The sequence below is a fragment of the Erythrobacter sp. NAP1 genome (assembly GCF_000152865.1).
Classification (GTDB): Bacteria; Pseudomonadota; Alphaproteobacteria; order Sphingomonadales; family Sphingomonadaceae; genus Erythrobacter.
Genome location: NZ_CH672390.1, coordinates 2,398,810 through 2,417,051, shown reverse-complemented (window position 1 = coordinate 2,417,051; position 18,242 = coordinate 2,398,810). Strand labels below are relative to the sequence as shown.

Here is an 18,242-nt window from a genome sequence, read left to right as displayed (position 1 = left end):
TTGAAAAACGATAAGTCCCTCTATGAAAAACAATAATTCCGACCATATCGGTATTCGATAAGCGACTGTGGCGGCGTTTGGGGGTGCGAGATGGATCGCATCGCTGCTGAGTCGAATCGCGTCACGGCGCTGCTGCGCGCGGCGTTGACAAATCCAACATGGCTCCTAGATAGCTCTCACACGTCAGCTTCGAGCCGGACCGATTCATGCGCGGGGATCGGGCCAAGAATGGAAGCGGCGCTAGCCATATTCGCGACGATTTAAGCTGCAACCGAAGCGGCCCGATAGGGTGCGTTCCGGCGTGCGGCTTCTTTGCGTCGGATATGGCGGGAACGCTCTCGCGTGACGAAACGTTTTCATTTTTGCGTGCGGGAACCTCTCTCTCGTGCGCGCAGGCAAAAGAGGCATATCTCCTCCATGGCAACCAAGGCGAAGACCCCGAGCAAGGGGAAGGTCCGCAGCCGCAAGGCGCAGGGTACCGCTAAAAAGCGTATCCGCAAGATTTTCGGCGACATTCACGAAGTCGTCCAGATGCCAAACCTGATCGAGGTCCAGCGCGAGAGCTACGAACAGTTCCTGCGTTCGGACAAGGAAACGGGCTATGTTTCGGGTCTCGAAAAGACCCTGCGCAGCGTCTTCCCGATCCGCGACTTCGCCGGCACGGCCGAGCTCGACTTCGTTCACTACGAACTCGAAGAGCCGAAATACGACACGACTGAGTGCCGCCAGCGCGGCATCACTTACGCAGCCCCGATGAAGGTGACGCTGCGCCTGATCGTGTTCGAAGTCGACCAGGAAACCGAAACCCGCTCCGTCCTCGATATCAAGGAGCAGGACGTTTACATGGGCGACATGCCGCTCATGACCGAGAACGGCACCTTCATCATCAACGGCACCGAGCGTGTGATCGTCTCGCAGATGCACCGTTCGCCGGGCGTTCTGTTCGACCATGATCGCGGCAAGACGCACTCGTCGGGCAAGCTTCTGTTTGCTGCACGCGTCATTCCGTATCGCGGTTCGTGGCTCGATTTTGAGTATGACGCCAAGGACATCGTCAACGTCCGCATCGACCGCAAGCGCAAGCTGCCGGTCACCGCGCTGCTGTATGCACTTGGCCTCGATAGCGAAGCCATCCTGCATCACTTCTACGACACCGTGACGTGGGAGCGTGCGAAGGACGGGTGGAAGATTCCGTTCGTCGCCGAAAACTGGCGCGGTCAGAAGCCGACCTTCCCGCTGGTCGATGCATCGACTGGCGAAGAGATCTTCGCCGCTAACCAGAAGATCAGCCCGCGCGCTGCCAACAAGGCGGCCAAGGACGGTCTCACCGAACTGCTTCTCCCAACCGAAGAAGTCGTCAGCCGCTACGCTGCGAACGACATGATCGATGAGACCACCGGTCGCATTTACATCGAAGCGGGTGACGAGATCACGCTCGAGCATGTCGAAACCTTCGACAATGCCGGTATCGACAGCCTCGAGCTGCTCGACATTGACGAGATCAACACCGGCCCGTGGATCCGCAACACGCTCAAGGTCGACAAGGCCGAAAACCGTGATGAAGGCCTCGAGGCGATCTACAAGGTGATGCGCCCGGGCGAGCCGCCGACCAAGGAAACCGCAGAAGCTCTGTTCGAAGGCCTGTTCTTCGACGGCGAGCGTTATGACTTGTCGGCTGTTGGCCGCGTGAAGCTCAACATGCGTCTTGGCCTCGATGCCGAAGACACCGTGACCACCTTGCGCAAGGAAGACATCCTTGCCGTGGTCAAGGAACTGGTCGGCCTGAAGGACGGCAAGGGCGAAGTTGACGACATCGACAACCTTGGCAACCGCCGTGTTCGCTCGGTTGGTGAGCTGCTCGAAAACCAGTACCGCGTCGGCCTCCTTCGCATGGAGCGTGCGGTCAAGGAGCGCATGAGCAGCGTCGATGTTTCGACCGTCATGCCCAACGACCTCATCAATGCGAAGCCGGCTGTTGCTGCAGTCCGCGAATTCTTCGGCTCCTCGCAGCTGTCGCAGTTCATGGACCAGACCAACCCGCTGTCGGAAGTCACCCACAAGCGCCGCGTCTCGGCGCTTGGCCCGGGCGGCCTTACGCGTGAGCGCGCTGGCTTCGAAGTCCGCGACGTTCACCCGACGCACTATGGTCGTATCTGCCCGATTGAAACGCCTGAAGGCCCGAACATCGGTCTGATTAACTCGCTGGCCTCGTTCAGCCGGGTCAACAAGTACGGCTTCATCGAAACGCCCTACCGCAAGGTCGAGGACAACAAGGTCACGGGCGACGTGATCTATCTCTCGGCTATGGAAGAGCAGAAGCACACCGTTGCGCAGGCTTCGGCTGAGCTCAACGATGATGGCTCCTTCGTCGAAGACCTGATCTCGGCACGCCAGTCGGGCGACAACCTGATGGCGCCGAACGACCAGATCACTCTGATGGACGTTAGCCCCAAGCAGCTCGTCTCGGTCGCAGCCTCGCTCATCCCGTTCCTCGAGAACGATGACGCGAACCGCGCACTGATGGGCTCGAACATGCAGCGCCAGGCGGTGCCGCTTGTGAAGGCCGAGGCTCCGTGGGTCGGAACTGGCATGGAAGAAACCGTAGCGCGCGATTCGGGCGCTGCGATCGCAGCCAAGCGTGGCGGTATCGTCGACCAGGTCGATGCGACTCGTATCGTGATCCGCGCGCAGGGCGATGTCGAACCCGGTCAGTCGGGCGTTGATATCTACACGCTGCAGAAGTTCCAGCGTTCGAACCAGAACACCTGCATCAACCAGCGTCCGCTGGTGAAGGTGGGCGAAGTGATCGAACCGGGCGATATCATCGCTGACGGTCCTTCGACCGACCTTGGTGAGCTGGCGCTTGGCAAGAACAGCCTCGTCGCGTTCATGCCGTGGAACGGTTACAACTACGAGGACTCGATCCTCATCTCCGAGCGTATCGTGAAGGACGACGTCTTCACCTCGATCCACATCGAGGAATTCGAAGTCATGGCTCGCGATACGAAGCTTGGCCCGGAAGACATCACTCGCGACATCCCGAATGTCGGCGAGGAAGCTCTGCGCAACCTCGACGAAGCGGGTATCGTTTACATCGGTGCCGAAGTGCACCCCGGTGACATCCTCGTCGGCAAGATCACGCCGAAGGGTGAAAGCCCGATGACGCCGGAAGAGAAGCTTCTGCGCGCCATCTTCGGTGAGAAGGCTTCGGATGTTCGCGACACCTCGCTGCGTCTGCCGCCGGGTGTTGCCGGTACGATTGTCGAAGTTCGCGTGTTCAACCGCCACGGTATCGAGATCGATGACCGTACGCGCGCGATCCAGAACGAAGAGATCGAACGTCTTCGCAAGGACGCGGCTGACGAACGCAACATCCTCAACCGTGCGACCTACAACCGGCTGAGGGACATGCTGCTTGGCCAGACCGCTTCGGCGGCGCCCAAGGGTGTGAAGAAGGGCATCGAGATCAGCGAGCAGGTGCTCCAAGATGTCGAGCGTCACGAGTGGTTCAAGTTCGCGGTTGCCGACGATGGTCGCCAGGCGCAGCTCGAAGCGATCAAGTCGCAGTATGACGACAGCGCAGCGATGATCGATGCCAAGTTTGAGGACCGTAAGGAAAAGCTCGAGCGTGGTGACGAACTGGCTCCGGGCGTACTCAAGATGGTCAAGGTCTTCGTCGCGGTGAAGCGCAAGCTGCAGCCGGGCGACAAGATGGCTGGCCGTCACGGTAACAAGGGTGTGATTTCGCGCATCCTGCCGATCGAGGACATGCCGTTCCTCGAAGACGGTACGCCGGTCGACCTCGTGCTCAACCCGCTGGGTGTGCCTTCGCGCATGAACGTCGGGCAGATCTTCGAAACCCACCTTGGTTTTGCGGCTCGTGGCCTGGGCATGGACATCGCCGACAAGCTTGAGGAATGGCACGCTGCCAACCCGAATGCCAAGGAAGACTACGCCAGCGCGAAGCCTCCCGAGGCGGTCGTGGAGCGTCTCAAGGACGTCTATGGCGAGCAGTATTTCGAAGACCTCGAAAGCCGTTCGACCGCTGGTATCGTTGAGCTTGCGCAAAATCTTAGCGCCGGTGTCCCGATGGGCACGCCGGTCTTTGATGGCGCGCGCGAAGCGGATGTGACCGATTACCTGGTCAAGGCTGGCGTGGACGGTTCGGGCCAGTCGACCCTGTTCGACGGTCGCACCGGTGAAGCGTTCGACCGCAAGGTCACCGTGGGCATCATCTACATGCTCAAGCTTCACCACCTCGTCGACGACAAGATCCACGCTCGCTCGATCGGTCCGTACTCGCTCGTCACCCAGCAGCCGCTGGGCGGTAAGGCGCAGTTCGGCGGACAGCGCTTCGGTGAGATGGAGGTCTGGGCCCTGCAGGCATATGGCGCCGCCTACACCTTGCAGGAAATGCTCACCGTCAAGTCGGACGACGTCGTTGGCCGTACCAAGGTCTACGAGGCGATCGTCAAGGGCGACGACACCTTCGAGGCCGGCATTCCGGAGAGCTTCAACGTTCTCGTCAAGGAAATGCGCTCGCTGGGCATGAACGTCGAACTCAAGTCCCTTTCCGATGGGGAAGAGGACGAGGACGAATGGCCGGAGGCAGCGGAATAAGAGGGACGGGGCCCCTTCAAGTCTGAGGGCCCCTCCCACCTTCCGCCACCCAAGAGATTTCACCCCCCGAGGGAACTAAGTCATGAATGAACTGACCAAATTCACCAACCAGCTGGCTAAGCCGGAAACCTTCGACCAGATTCAGATCGGCATCGCTTCGCCTGAGCGTATCCGTTCGTGGTCATTCGGCGAGATCAAGAAGCCTGAAACCATCAACTATCGTACGTTCAAGCCCGAGCGTGACGGCCTTTTCTGTGCCCGCATCTTCGGTCCGGTTAAGGACTACGAATGCCTGTGCGGCAAGTACAAGCGCATGAAGTACAAGGGCGTCGTTTGCGAAAAGTGCGGCGTCGAAGTCACCGTCACCAAGGTGCGCCGTGAGCGCATGGGCCACATCGAGCTCGCCGCTCCGGTTGCTCACATCTGGTACCTGAAGTCGCTGCCTTCGCGCATCGGCCTGCTGCTCGACATCCAGCTCAAGCAGCTCGAGCGTATCCTCTACTTCGAAAGCTATGTGGTGATCGAGCCGGGCCTGACCCCGCTTGAGAAATTCCAGCTGCTGACCGAAGACGAACTGCTCGAAGCGCAGGACGAGTATGGCGAAGACGCCTTCTCCGCCGATATCGGCGCAGAAGCGGTCAAGGTCATGCTGATGGATCTCGATCTCGAACAGGAGCGTGAAGACCTCCTCGAAGAGCTCGCGACCACCAAGTCGGCTCTCAAGCCCAAGAAGATCATCAAGCGCCTCAAGGTCGTTGAGAGCTTCATCGACTCCGGTAATCGCCCGGAATGGATGATCCTCGAAGTGATCCCGGTGATCCCGCCCGAACTGCGCCCGCTGGTGCCGCTCGATGGTGGCCGCTTCGCGACGTCGGATCTCAACGATCTCTATCGCCGCGTGATCAACCGTAACAACCGCCTCAAGCGTCTGATCGAGCTGCGCGCGCCGGACATCATCGTCCGCAATGAAAAGCGTATGCTTCAGGAAGCTGTCGATGCGCTGTTCGACAACGGACGCCGTGGCCGCGTCATCACTGGCGCGAACAAGCGTCCGCTCAAGTCGCTGTCCGACATGCTCAAGGGCAAGCAGGGCCGCTTCCGCCAGAACCTGCTCGGCAAGCGCGTCGACTATTCGGGCCGTTCGGTCATCGTGACCGGTCCGGAACTCAAGCTGCACCAGTGCGGTCTGCCCAAGAAGATGGCCCTCGAGCTGTTCAAGCCGTTCATCTACGCCCGCCTCGATGCCAAGGGTCTCTCGATGACCCTCAAGCAGGCGAAGAAGTGGGTCGAGAAGGAGCGCAAGGAAGTCTGGGACATCCTCGACGAAGTGATCCGTGAGCACCCGGTTCTCCTGAACCGCGCGCCGACGCTTCACCGTCTTGGCATTCAGGCATTCGAGCCGGTGCTGATCGAAGGTAAGGCGATCCAGCTTCACCCGCTGGTCTGCTCGGCCTTCAACGCCGACTTTGACGGTGACCAGATGGCGGTTCACGTTCCGCTTTCGCTGGAAGCCCAGCTTGAAGCGCGCGTGTTGATGATGTCGACCAACAACATCCTCTCACCCGCGAACGGCAAGCCGATCATCGTGCCGTCGCAGGACATGGTTCTGGGTCTGTATTACCTCTCGATGGAACGTCAGGAAAAGACGCCTGAATACCTCGAGAACGAAGATGGCTCGAAGGTCGAGAAGCTGCCGCGCTTTGCCGACATGGCCGAAGTGCACCATGCGCTCGAAACCAAGGCTGTCACGCTGCACACGAAAATCCTCGCCCGCGTTCCGCAGGCCGATGAGGATGGCAACATCGTGATGAAGCGCTTCGAGACGACGCCGGGCCGTATGCTGATCGGCGAGTGTCTGCCCAAGAACCACAAGGTGCCCTACGACATCATCAACCGCCTTCTCACCAAGAAGGACATCGGTGACGTGATCGACGAGGTGTATCGTCACACCGGTCAGAAGGACACGGTGCTGTTTGCCGACGCCATCATGGTGCTGGGCTTCCGCAACGCGTTCAAGGCCGGTATCTCCTTCGGTAAGGATGACATGATCATTCCTGACGCGAAGGATCCGCTGGTTGACGAAACCAAGAGCCTCGTTGCTGACTATGAGCAGCAGTACCAGGACGGTCTCATCACCCAGCAGGAAAAGTACAACAAGGTGATCGACGCCTGGAGCCGTTGCGGCGACCAGGTGGCCGACGCGATGATGGAAGAGATCAAGGCGCAGCCGATCGACGACGACGGCAAGCAGGCGCAGATCAACTCGATCTACATGATGAGCCACTCGGGTGCGCGTGGTTCGCCAGCGCAGATGAAGCAGCTCGCCGGTATGCGCGGCCTCATGGCCAAGCCGTCGGGTGAGATCATCGAGACCCCGATCATCTCGAACTTCAAGGAAGGTCTGACCGTTCTTGAATACTTCAACTCGACCCACGGCGCTCGTAAGGGCCTCGCGGATACTGCACTCAAGACGGCAAACTCGGGTTACCTGACACGCCGTCTGGTCGACGTGTCGCAGGACTGCGTCATCGTCGAAGATGACTGCAAGACCGAGAACGCGCTTGAAATGCGTGCGATCGTTCAGGGCGGTAGCGTTATTGCTTCCCTTGGCGAGCGTATCCTTGGTCGTACGGTTGCCGAAGACATCGTCAACGCAGCCACCGACGAAGTCATCGTCAAGGCCGGTACGCTGGTCGACGAACCGATGGTCAAGCTGATCGAGGAAGCCGAAGTTCAGTCCGCAAAGATCCGTTCGCCGCTCGTCTGCGAGAGCGATCAGGGCGTTTGCGCGACCTGCTACGGCCGTGACCTTGCTCGCGGTACTCCGGTGAACATCGGTGAGGCTGTTGGCGTTATCGCTGCACAGTCGATCGGTGAGCCGGGCACGCAGCTGACCATGCGTACCTTCCACATCGGTGGTGCAGCGCAGCTCAACGAAACCTCTCACCTTGAGTCGATTTCGGACGGTAAGGTCGAACTTCGCGACATGCCGACCATCACCGACAAGAAGGGCCGCATCCTTTCGCTCGCACGCAACGGTGAGATCGCAGTGATCGACGCCGAAGGCCGTGAGCGTGAAATGCACAAGGTGCCTTACGGTACCGTGCTGCACTTCAAGAACGGTGCGAAGGTTAAGGAAGGCGATCGTCTGGCTGAATGGGATCCGTTCACCCTGCCTATCATCACCGAGCAATCGGGTGTGGTCCGGTATCAGGATCTCGTCGAAGGTACGACGCTCGAAGAGCAGACCGACGATGCGACCGGTATCGCGCAGCGTGTCGTTACGGAAAACCGTGCGACGGGCCGCAAGAAGAAGGAAGAGCTTCGTCCGCGCCTGATGCTTCAGGTTGAAGGCCAGAGCGAGGACGACACCGAAGCGCAGCGTTACATGCTGGCTCCGGGTACCACGCTTTCGGTCGAAGACGGTCAGCAGGTCGAGGCCGGTGACATCCTTGCGCGTGCATCGCGTGAAGCTGCCAAGACCCGCGACATCACCGGTGGTCTGCCGCGTGTTGCTGAACTGTTCGAGGCACGTCTGCCGAAGGACATGTCGGTCATCGCCAAGATTTCGGGCAAGATCGAATTCGTTCGCGAATACAAGGCGAAGCGCAAGATTGCGATCATTCCCGAGGAAGGTGATGCAGTCGAGTACCTGATCCCCAAGACCAAGGTAATCGACGTGCAGGAAGGCGACTTCGTGAAGAAGGGTGATACCCTGATTTCCGGCTCGCCGAACCCGCACGACATCCTTGAAGTCATGGGCGTCGAGGCGCTGGCCGAGTATCTCGTCAACGAGATCCAGGAAGTCTACCGACTGCAGGGCGTGAAGATCAACGACAAGCACATCGAGGTGATCGTTCGCCAGATGCTGCAGAAGGTCGAGATCACCAACGGTGGCGACACCACGCTTCTGCCGGGCGAACAGGTCGATCTTGCTGAGATGCTCGAGACCAACGCCAAGCTCGGCAAGGGCAAGCAGCCGGCTGAAGGTACGCCGATCCTGCTGGGCATCACCAAGGCGTCGCTGCAAACCCGCAGCTTCATCTCGGCTGCCTCGTTCCAGGAAACCACGCGCGTTCTTACCCAGGCTTCGGTCGAAGGTAAGAAGGACACGCTGATCGGTCTGAAGGAAAACGTGATCGTGGGCCGCCTCATCCCTGCCGGTACTGGCGCAGGCATGAACCGGATGCGCGTCACCGCCTCCAGCCGCGACGCTGCGCTCAAAGCCCAGTGGAAGAAGCAGCAGGAAGCGCTTGCCGCAGAGAATGCGTCCGAGCCTGAGCCTGAAGCCGACGCGGTTCCTTCCGAGGAAGCCATGAAGGCAGCTATGGGCGGCGGAGACGCCGCCGAATAAGAGCTCAGCTTCAAGCCTGACACAAAGACCCCGCTGGGAGCGCACGCTTCCGGCGGGGTTTTTCGTGCGACAAGCGGATATTATGCTATTGCGAAGCGCTTGCAATAAAGTAGAGTGAGGGCGATCTACACGAAAGGAATCGCATGCCTACAAGCAAGCCCTCGTTCTCTGCCGCACAAGCCACGATAGCCGCACTCGCCAGACCGGCGCGGATTGACGATCACGGCCCGATCGCTGCCCGCTTTCTCTATTCGCTGCGACTGATTGCGCTGCATGAGCGGGTGAACCGCGATCCCATACCCGAGCTGACGCAGCGTCTTGGCAGCGTCGAAACCGCCGCCCGCTCGCTCGCACTGGCTCAGACCGTCAAGGCGACGTGGCCGGAAGACATCCGGATCGGTTGCTATTGCTGCCAGATGCTTACTCATGACGAGGCGACTATCGCCAAGATGATCGATTGCGCGTCGCAGCGGGAAAGGGCTGGCTTCGAAGGCGCGGTGCAGGGCTTCATTAGGCATGACCGCGTGCATCGCCTGTGGGACGGTGTGCTCGGTTTGATTGCTGCAGAGATGCGCTCACTCTGAATTCCTTGCGGGAGGCGGCGGCGCGTTCTAACGGCAAGCGCCATGACAACCACCCGTTTTGCCCCTTCGCCGACCGGCCGCCTGCACGTCGGCAATATCCGCACTGCGCTTCATAACTGGATGATCGCCGAGAAGTCCGGCGGTACGTTCGTTCTGCGCATCGACGACACCGACGCAGAGCGTTCGAAGGAAGAATATGTCGAGGCAATCCGCGCGGACCTCGCCTGGCTCGGGATCGAAGCGGATCGAGAAGAGCGCCAGTCCGAGCGGCTCGACGCATACGAGGCCGCGTTTGAGCGGCTGCGCGAGGCAGGACGCATTTACCCCGCATATGAAACGCAGCAGGAGCTTGAACTCAAGCGTAAGGTGCTGCTCGGGCGCGGAAAGCCGCCGATCTATGATCGCGGTGCTCTCGAGCTAACCGACGAAGAGCGCGCGGCGAAGAAAGCGCAGGGCATCGCTCCGCACTGGCGCTTCAAGCTTGACCACGACCAGCCGATCGAGTGGGAAGACGGCGTTCGCGGCAAGCAGAAATTCGATCCCGCGCAGCTGTCCGACCCCGTGATCCGCCGCGCCGACGGCTCGTGGCTCTACATGTTGCCGAGCACGGTGGACGACATCGACATGGGCATCACGCAGGTGCTGCGCGGCGAGGACCACGTCTCCAACACCGCAGTCCAGATACAGATGTTCACCGCCATGGGCGCCGAGCCACCCGCCTTTGCGCACGAGGCACTGCTGGTGGGTAAGGAAGGCAAGCTGTCGAAGCGTCTCGGCTCGCTCGGCTGCGATGCGTTTCGCGAGCGCGGGATCGAGCCCGAAGCGATTATCGCGCTTCTCGCCCGCCTCGGCACTTCGCTCCCGGTGGAGCCGATTGCCGAGCGCTCCAGGCTGCTCGACACCTTTGACCTGTCCACCTTCGGCCGCGCACCTGCGAAATTCGACGATGCCGAGCTTGAGCGGGTGAACACCGCGATGGTGCACGCCATGCCTTATGACGCGGTGAAGGACCGCCTCCCCGAGGGCATGGACGAGGCTGGCTGGCACGCGGTGCAGCCCAATGTCTCGACCGTGAGCGAGGTGGGCGAGTGGTGGCGGCTGGTCACCGGACCCATCGAACAGCCAGTGTTCAACGATGAAGATCGCGCCTATCTCGCCGATGCCGCGCAGGCGCTGGATTGGGGCGATGACCCTTGGAGTGCACTTACATCTGCGCTCAAAGGAAAGACCGGGCGCAAGGGCAAGGCGCTGTTCCTCCCGCTGCGTCAGGCGCTAACCGGCATGAACCATGGACCGGACATGGGGGAGTTGCTGCCGTTGATAGGCGAAGATGAAGCGCGCGCGCGGCTGGAGCGCGCTGCGGGCTAAGCAGGCGTAAGCCCTACCAAATCGGAACAGGCTCCAAGCTCCATGCGTTGATGGGGCAATGATCAAAACTGTGCGCACGAGGCCTTGGTGGCCAACCCGCTGATCCCGAACCTTTCGAGCCTCAAGGGCTACGAGGGCAAGACCGCGCTTGCCGATGCGATTGCGGGCACGATTCTCGCGATCCTGCTGGTTCCGCAGGCGATGGCTTACGCGCAACTCGCTGGGCTTCCCCCTCAAGCAGGGCTCTACGCTGCGCTCGTCCCGCCGGTGCTCTACCTGCTTTTCGGGACCAGCCCGTTCGTGTCGGTAGGCCCAGTCGCGCTTATATCTCTCGTCATTGCCGAAGCGGCAAGCGGAACAGACGTCGAAGTGATCGAGGCTGCCGCGATTGTCGGGATCGAGGCGGGGATCATCCTCGCAGCCATCGGAGCGTTGCGGCTTGGAAGGTTGGTCAACTTCATCAGCGAGCCGGTTCTTCTCGGTTTCACGGCGTCTGTGGCTATCTTGATCTTCACAAGCCAGCTTCCGACCCTCATCGGCACAAACCCCGAGCGCGCTGGCAACCTGCCCGACGCGCTTGCGGCTATGTGGTCCGTGCTCCCGCAATGGAATGTGACGACCGCTGCGATTGGCGCGGCGGCGCTTGCCCTCTTGCTTTTGTTCGACTGGCTTGCCGCGCCCGCTCTCTGGAAAATCGGTGTGCGCCCGCCATGGCGGCAGGCCATCGCAAAGTCGCTCCCGTTGCTGGTGGTCGTCGGATGCGCAATTGCAGCTAGCTACGTCAGCGCCGATGTCGCCCGCGTCTCACCACCATCGGGCGAGATGCCGAGCTTCTCCCTGCCGCCGCTCGATCCGCAACTCTGGCTGCAGTTTGCTCCGAGCGCGCTTGCCGTGGCGGTGGTCATCTTTGCGACGGCTACCGCAGTGGCAAAGTCGCTGGCCGGCAGCGACCGGTCACGGCTCGACACGAGCCGCGAGGCGGTTGCGCTGGGTTTGGGCAATATCGGAGCCTCGCTCACCGGCGGCTATGCAGTGAGCGCGAGCCTCAGCCGCTCGGCACTGGTCGAGGACAGCGGCGGCAAGACGCCGATTGCACACGTGATCGGCGCGGCTCTGGTGCTGGCTGTGATCCTGTTTTTCGCGCCGATCCTGGCATTCCTTCCCGAAACCGCGCTCGCCGCGCTGGTGATCAGTGCGGTGTTCGGCCTCATCAAGCCTGGCGAGATGAAAAAGGTGTGGCAGCACGACCGGCTTGAGGGCGTGGTCATCGCGATCACGTTTGCCGCGACATTGCTGCTGGGCGTGATGCTCGGCCTCGCGGTAGGGGCGCTGGCGGGGCTTGCGCATCATCTCTGGATATCCTCGCTTCCCCGCGTGACGCGCGTCGATACCAATGATGGGGGACGCAGCTTCCGCTCGATCGAGCGTGACGAAATGGACTTAAGGACTCTTCCGATCCTCATCCTGCGCATCGACCGCTCGCTGTTCTTCGCCAACGCGGCGTTTGTCGAGGACGAGTTCTTCCGACTGCTCGGCGAGCATGACGTGGTGACGTGCCTCGTGATCGATATGCGCGCGGTGAATGCGGTCGATGCGAGCGGGGCGGCCATGATGCAGCGCCTGACCGAGCGTGTGCACAGCCAGGGGATCGCGATCCACTTCGCCGCCGTCCATGAGCCGGTGCGAGAGCGCCTCACGCGTCTCGACTCCAACAGATGCCACTTCCACCGCACGGTTGGCGACGCGATGGAGAGCTGCGGTTCGCCTCAGGACGAACCCATTGCGCCGAGCTAGCGGTTACTTCCGGTGCTTCTCGAGTTCGTCACCGGCAAGCGTGACGACGTGAAGCAGGTTGGTCGCCCCCGGCGTGCCGAAGGGGACGCCTGCAAGCACCACCTGCTTTGATCCAGCGGTCCCAAACCCGTGACGCAGCGCCATGCGCTTGCCCTTGGCAATCATCTCTTCAAAGCTGCCGATATCGCGGGTGACCACCGCATGTGCGCCCCACAGGAGCGCCACCCGGCGGGCTGTGCGCATACTCGGGGTGAGGACCAGCATCGGCGTGCCGGGCCGCTCGCGTGCGACGCGGCGTGCAGTGGAACCTGAAGAGGTGAAGACTGTGATCGCGCTGATCGGGACGGTGTCGGCGATAGTCATGCACGAATGCGCCAGCGCGTCCGAAGTCGTTGCATCGGGCGGCGTGTCGAGCATGCGGATGCGCTCGCGATAGCCCTCGTCGCGCTCCACCTGAGCTGCGATCTTGTGCATCATAGTGACCGATTCCTCGGGCCAGTCTCCGGCTGCGCTTTCCGCGCTCAGCATCACGGCGTCCGCGCCGTCATAGACCGCGTTGGCTACGTCTGAGACTTCGGCGCGGGTCGGCATCGGGCTTTCGATCATGCTTTCGAGCATCTGCGTCGCCACGATCACCGGTTTGCCTGCACTACGGCTCGCAGCGACGATGCGCTTTTGCAGCGGCGGGACTTCGTGCGGCTCAAGTTCGACGCCAAGGTCGCCGCGCGCGACCATGATCGCATCGGACAATTCGATGATCTCTTCGAGCCGTCCGACCGCCTGCGGCTTTTCGATCTTTGCGCACAGGGCAGGGCAATGGCCTCCGGCTGCGTGCGACGCGATCAGTTTGCGTGCTTCAGCGAGGTCGGCGGGGCGCTGGACGAAGCTCAGAGCAATCCAGTCGACACCCTGTTCGACCGCGAAGGCGAGGTCTTTCTTGTCCTTGTCCGTCAGCGCCGGGATCGGAACCTCGGCATCGGGTACATTCACGCCTTTGCGGTCCGAAATCACCCCGCCAACCTCGGCGGTGCAGAAGATCTTGTCCTCGTCTGCTTCCTTCACCAAGAGACGGATCTTGCCGTCATTGATGAGCAGACGCTGCCCACGCTCAAGGATGCCGAACAGCTCGGCATGGGGCAGGCAGACACGGGTCTCGTCGCCCGGCGTATCGTCGCGGTCGAGCGTGAAGTGCCCTGAATGGCGCAGCACTGCCTGACCATCCTTGAACGGCCCGACGCGCAGTTTGGGCCCTTGGAGGTCGGCGAGGATCGCGATGGGGCGAGCGAATTCCTTTTCCAGCGCGCGAATAGAGGCAATGGCCTTTGCATGATCGGCATGCTCGCCGTGGCTCATGTTCACTCGGAACGCGTCGGCGCCGGCCTTGAACAGCTTGCGCAGCATTTCGGGTGAGCGGCTGGCCGGGCCGATCGTCGCCAGAATCTTGACCTTGCGACCGCGCGGGTCGATCCGAGTGTTATCGCGTTTTGACATGGTATTCCTGATCCCGTTTGCGCTGCTATGACACAGTATAATTGCAACTCAAGGAAAAGCCCGATGACCGATCAAACTGACCCGCTCGACAGCCTCGACGACGAAGTGGCCGCTGCTGCGTTTCGGCGGCTGGTGCGCCACCTTCGCCATCGTCACGATGCGCAGAATATCGAGCTGATGGGGCTTGCCGGGTTCTGCCGCAATTGCCTTGCCGACTGGATTCGCGATGCAGGCTACGACGGCGAAAAGGCGCAGGCGCGCGAGCTCATTCACGGCATGCCGATGGACGAGTGGAAAGCGACCAAGCAGCAGCCAGCAACGCAGGAACAGATCGAGGCGATGGAAAAGAGCCTGACGAAGAACCGCGCGGATTTGCGCTAGGTCCTGGCTCCTGTCTTCGCGTTGGGCTGAGGCGGCTCGACATAATCGGCGCCTTCAAGGTGGAAGAGTTCGACCTCGCCATATTTCTTGGGCAGCAGCACACGCCCGACAGAGGTGAACTTGCAATCCTGGCAGTCGGCCATCAGCAGGGCAGCCGCGAAACTCTCGGTGCAATAGACGCCGCCCACGGGCGTCACCGGCTCGATCCGCGCCGTGCGATTGACCTCGCCACCATACCACAGCCGGTTGCCGGTGATCCGGTCGGTGCCCACCCAGATCGGGCCGTAATGCAGGCCCAGTCGCATGCCTGCCACCGCGCCGGACGGGATAAGACCCCTTGGCAAGTCAGCGAGCACTTCCTGCAATTTCAGCGCAATGGCAGCGGCGGTTTTGGGCTCATCGACAATCGCATAGATCGCATCGCCCCATGTGTTGCGAAACTCTACATGGTCGCCGAATGAATGGAGCACCTCTGCGATGCGGCCCATCACGATGTCCATGAAGCCGGGCATCTCCCGCTCTCCGATGCGTGAGAAGCCCTTGTAATCGGCAAAGATGATCGAGCGGATTTCGCGCTTGGTCCCGTCGCCGACTTTTGGCCTGTTGGGGAAGCGCAGCTCGCGCGGGACGGGCCCTGCCGGGATCGCAACCGTTTCGCGGCCCAGTGATTGCCAAAGCTTCATATCCGCCTTGGTCCCGGCAATTCCGGTGGTCGAGAAGCTCGCAAAACTGTCGGAAACGACCGCGATCTGGAACGCTTCACACTGCCGCTTTTGCGAACGCAGGATCGCAAGGCCCATCGCGTAGAGCGTGTTGTAGGCAAACTGATTATCGTCGCCGACATAGTCGCCTGGCGTTGCGAAGTTGATCGAGGTCGCCGCGTTGCGACAGGTGTAATACCGCTCAAGCCAGTCCTGTCCGCCGCACAGCACGCTTTCGGCGATGAAGTCCTCCTCGCTGAAAGGCAGGACGACGTTGAGCTCGGCCCCGCGGGCGAGCAGGCTTTCGGCGATCACGATGTCCGCCCCGCATGCAAGCGGGCCATAACCCACCGTGATGTCGAGCGTGTCGAGCTGTTCGCGCACGCGCTTCTTCAGCTCTTCTTCGGCCTCACTTCCGGTGTTGAACATGTGACCGCAGAAGACGGCGACATTCCCGCCCTTGCTGGTTTCTGGCTTGGGCGCGGTGAGCTTTTCTCCGGTCACGATGCGCCGCATCCTTCGCCGGCACAACCGCCCGCGAACTTACCTGAGCCTGTCAGCCATAGCCTTGTTTCCACGTGCGAGTTCCCCCTCCGCCGCGCCGTGTCGCTAGGCTCAGACACTACAGCAAGAGGGGCGGTGTGCAAGCTTGCGCAGCCAAAGCGGCCCGGACCGGTGGAGAAGCTGCGCATCCGTGCTTTGCACGCGGCGCTGGGCTGGTAAGTCCGACGGCCAAACCGTTTTACTGATTCTCACAGGATACCCCCATGGCCGAAGCCACCGACGACCGCCTGCGCCTTCTGATCGAGCGCATCGAACGCCTTGAAGAAGAAAAGAAAGGCATCGCCGACGATATTCGCGACGTTTATGCCGAGGCAAAGGCCGTGGGCTACGACGTCAAGATCATGCGCCAGATCGTGCGCCTCAGAAAGATGAAGCCCGACGATCGCAGCGAGCAGGAAACGATCCTCGAAACCTACAAGGCTGCGCTCGGCATGGGTTGATCTGCGGTTGATATGACCGGCCAAAGCTGGCCGGTTTATCCGGCGTTCATTTTGGCGATTGCATGACGTCGCTTCCGATTTCGGGGGGACGCATCCATGAAAACACTCGCTTTTTTCCGCCTGACGTTCGCTACGGCAGCGCTCGCGCTCATGCTTCCGTTGGGCGTGGCACAGGCGCAGTCGGCTGAGCCGCCCCGTGATTCTGCGGTTGAGGGAGATATTCCCGCCTCCGAGCTGAGCGATGGCGAACTTGAAAGGCTGCGGACCTTCGCGCGCATCTACACCGTCGCGCGCTGGTTCCACCCGAGTGATGCGGCGCTGAAGGCCGACTGGGATGCACTTGCCATCGAAGCGGTCCCGCAGGTCATCGCAGCATCTGGCGAGCGCGAGTTTGCCGAGGTGCTCGGAGTGGTCTTTGCGCCCGTTGTCGAGCATTTCGAAGCCTCGGCCGAGCCGCTTGGACCCTATGCCGGTCCAGCCAATGCGAATGGCCGCTGGCAGTGGATTCACAACGGCTTTAAGGGGATGCGCCAATCGGGCTACTCGAAGTTCCGGCGTGAGATCAGCACACTTGGAAGTGGCCCGATCTTTCACGAACAGCTGGGAGGGCTCCACGTTCGTTTCCCGCTAACCGGAGAGAAGCTGGGCGACGAACATCCCCCTTCCGAGCCGCAAACTACATTCAACGGTCGCCCCGAAGGCTGGACGCCAGCCGGGTTCGACCGCACCACGCGGATTGCTGCGACGATCATCGGTTGGGGCGTGCTCGACCAATTTTATCCCTATTGGGACGTTGTTGACGTCGATTGGGACGCCAAGCTTGGCCCGCAATTGCAGCGAGCCGCTATGGCCGGGGACGACACGGCGTTCCATGACGCCTTGCGGCTCATGATGCACGAGATCGAGGACGGCCATGGCGGAGCGCAGCTGCGTTGGCGCGACATCGAGATTGCTCCGGTGGCGCTTCAATATGCAGAAGGACAGGTTGTCGTCGCCTGGGCGCGGCCCGAAACCGGCATTCCTTCAGGCAGCATCGTTTCTGCGATCGACGGAGTGAATACGGGCGAACTGATGCAGCGTTTCAAGTCGGAGCGCGCTTCTGGCAGCGAGCATTTCCGCACCATGCGGGCACTCGCTGTGATGATCGAAGGCGAACCGGGCACGCGCGCTAATTTCTCGATAGTCGAGCCGGACGGTGCCGAGCGCGAGGTCGAGGTCGAGCGCGTCGCCTATACCCGTGAAAACTGGCCCATGCCGCCGCGTCCCGAGCCCGTGACCGAAGTCGAACCGGGTATCGTCTATGTCGACGTGAGCCGCATCACCGACGAAGAACTGATTGCAAAGGTCGACCTGCTGGCCGGTGCGCAAGGGCTGATCTTCGACCTGCGCGGACGCCCCAAGGGCTCTCCCTTCTTCCTGTCGCACCTGACCGATGAGCTGGCCCTCTCGGCGCGGATGGAGCGTCCGGTGATCGAGCGGCCCGACCAGCAGGGCATGAGTTTTAGCGAAGGCGGCTGGCGGATGCAGCCGCTCCTGCCGCGCCTCACCAGCAACACTGTGTTTCTGAGCGACGCGACTGCGGCGAGCTATCCGGAATCGATCCTCGGCGTCGTGAAGGGCAACGCATTGGGCACGATTGTCGGTCAAGCCAGCGCCGGGGCGAACGGCAACGTCACGCTGGCCGGTTTGCCCGGAGGCTACCGCATCATGTTCACCGGAATGCGGGTCATCAATCAGGATGGCAGCGTGCATCACAATATCGGGGTGGTCCCGGATGTGATTGTGGAACCGACGATTGCAGGCCTCGCAGCAGGGCGTGATGAAATCCTCGAAGCGGGCATGGCGCTGGTGCGCGGTGGAGCGCCGCAACCTTGAATTTGCGGCAAAGTGTTATATCTATCTAACACACCAAAAAGAGGAGAGAATTGATGGCCGGACCTTGGGC

Annotated in this window: 10 protein-coding genes; 8 read left to right on the top strand and 2 right to left on the bottom strand. The window is 61.3% G+C overall.

The features are described from left to right. The first annotated feature begins 417 nt into the window (after window positions 1–417). The 5 genes from rpoB (at window position 418) to NAP1_RS11470 (ending at window position 12,720) form a co-directional block, all read left to right on the top strand. The gene (gene rpoB / locus NAP1_RS11490) at window positions 418–4,620 is read left to right on the top strand and encodes a DNA-directed RNA polymerase subunit beta (RefSeq protein WP_007165469.1); all 4,203 of its coding nucleotides are present in this window, start codon (window positions 418–420) and stop codon (window positions 4,618–4,620) included. A gap of 82 nt (window positions 4,621–4,702) precedes the next feature. Next, complete coding sequence (gene rpoC / locus NAP1_RS11485) at window positions 4,703–8,974, top strand: DNA-directed RNA polymerase subunit beta' (protein WP_007165468.1); 4,272 nt, start codon at window positions 4,703–4,705, stop codon at window positions 8,972–8,974. A gap of 143 nt (window positions 8,975–9,117) precedes the next feature. Next, window positions 9,118–9,558, top strand: coding sequence for a hypothetical protein (locus tag NAP1_RS11480; RefSeq protein WP_007165467.1), 441 nt, complete (start codon window positions 9,118–9,120; stop codon window positions 9,556–9,558). A 42-nt stretch (window positions 9,559–9,600) separates the two neighbouring features. Then, entirely contained in the window at window positions 9,601–10,926 is a 1,326-nt protein-coding gene (gene gltX, locus NAP1_RS11475; protein ID WP_007165466.1) for a glutamate--tRNA ligase, read from the top strand. An 87-nt stretch (window positions 10,927–11,013) separates the two neighbouring features. Then, window positions 11,014–12,720 (top strand): SulP family inorganic anion transporter, encoded by a 1,707-nt coding sequence (locus tag NAP1_RS11470; RefSeq protein WP_007165465.1) that lies wholly within the window; start codon window positions 11,014–11,016, stop codon window positions 12,718–12,720. Between the two features lie 3 nt (window positions 12,721–12,723). Here NAP1_RS11470 and pyk read toward each other — a convergent pair whose 3' ends face one another. Beyond that, a complete protein-coding gene (pyk, locus tag NAP1_RS11465) occupies window positions 12,724–14,211 on the bottom strand; it encodes a pyruvate kinase (protein ID WP_007165464.1) in 1,488 nt (495 codons plus the stop codon). A gap of 63 nt (window positions 14,212–14,274) precedes the next feature. Here pyk and NAP1_RS11460 point away from each other — a divergent pair, with 63 nt between their 5' ends. Next, the gene (locus tag NAP1_RS11460) at window positions 14,275–14,592 is read left to right on the top strand and encodes a DUF1244 domain-containing protein (RefSeq protein WP_007165463.1); all 318 of its coding nucleotides are present in this window, start codon (window positions 14,275–14,277) and stop codon (window positions 14,590–14,592) included. On the opposite strand, the gene NAP1_RS16020 is transcribed toward NAP1_RS11460, so the two are convergent. Next, a complete protein-coding gene (locus tag NAP1_RS16020) occupies window positions 14,589–15,797 on the bottom strand; it encodes an adenylate/guanylate cyclase domain-containing protein (protein WP_162013484.1) in 1,209 nt (402 codons plus the stop codon). The genes NAP1_RS11460 and NAP1_RS16020 overlap by 4 nt on opposite strands. A gap of 263 nt (window positions 15,798–16,060) precedes the next feature. On the opposite strand from NAP1_RS16020, the gene NAP1_RS11450 reads away from it, so the two are divergent. Then, window positions 16,061–16,297, top strand: coding sequence for a DUF2312 domain-containing protein (locus tag NAP1_RS11450; protein WP_007165461.1), 237 nt, complete (start codon window positions 16,061–16,063; stop codon window positions 16,295–16,297). 96 nt (window positions 16,298–16,393) lie between these two features. Continuing rightward, complete coding sequence (locus tag NAP1_RS11445) at window positions 16,394–18,172, top strand: S41 family peptidase (protein ID WP_007165460.1); 1,779 nt, start codon at window positions 16,394–16,396, stop codon at window positions 18,170–18,172. The last annotated feature ends 70 nt before the right edge of the window (window positions 18,173–18,242 follow it).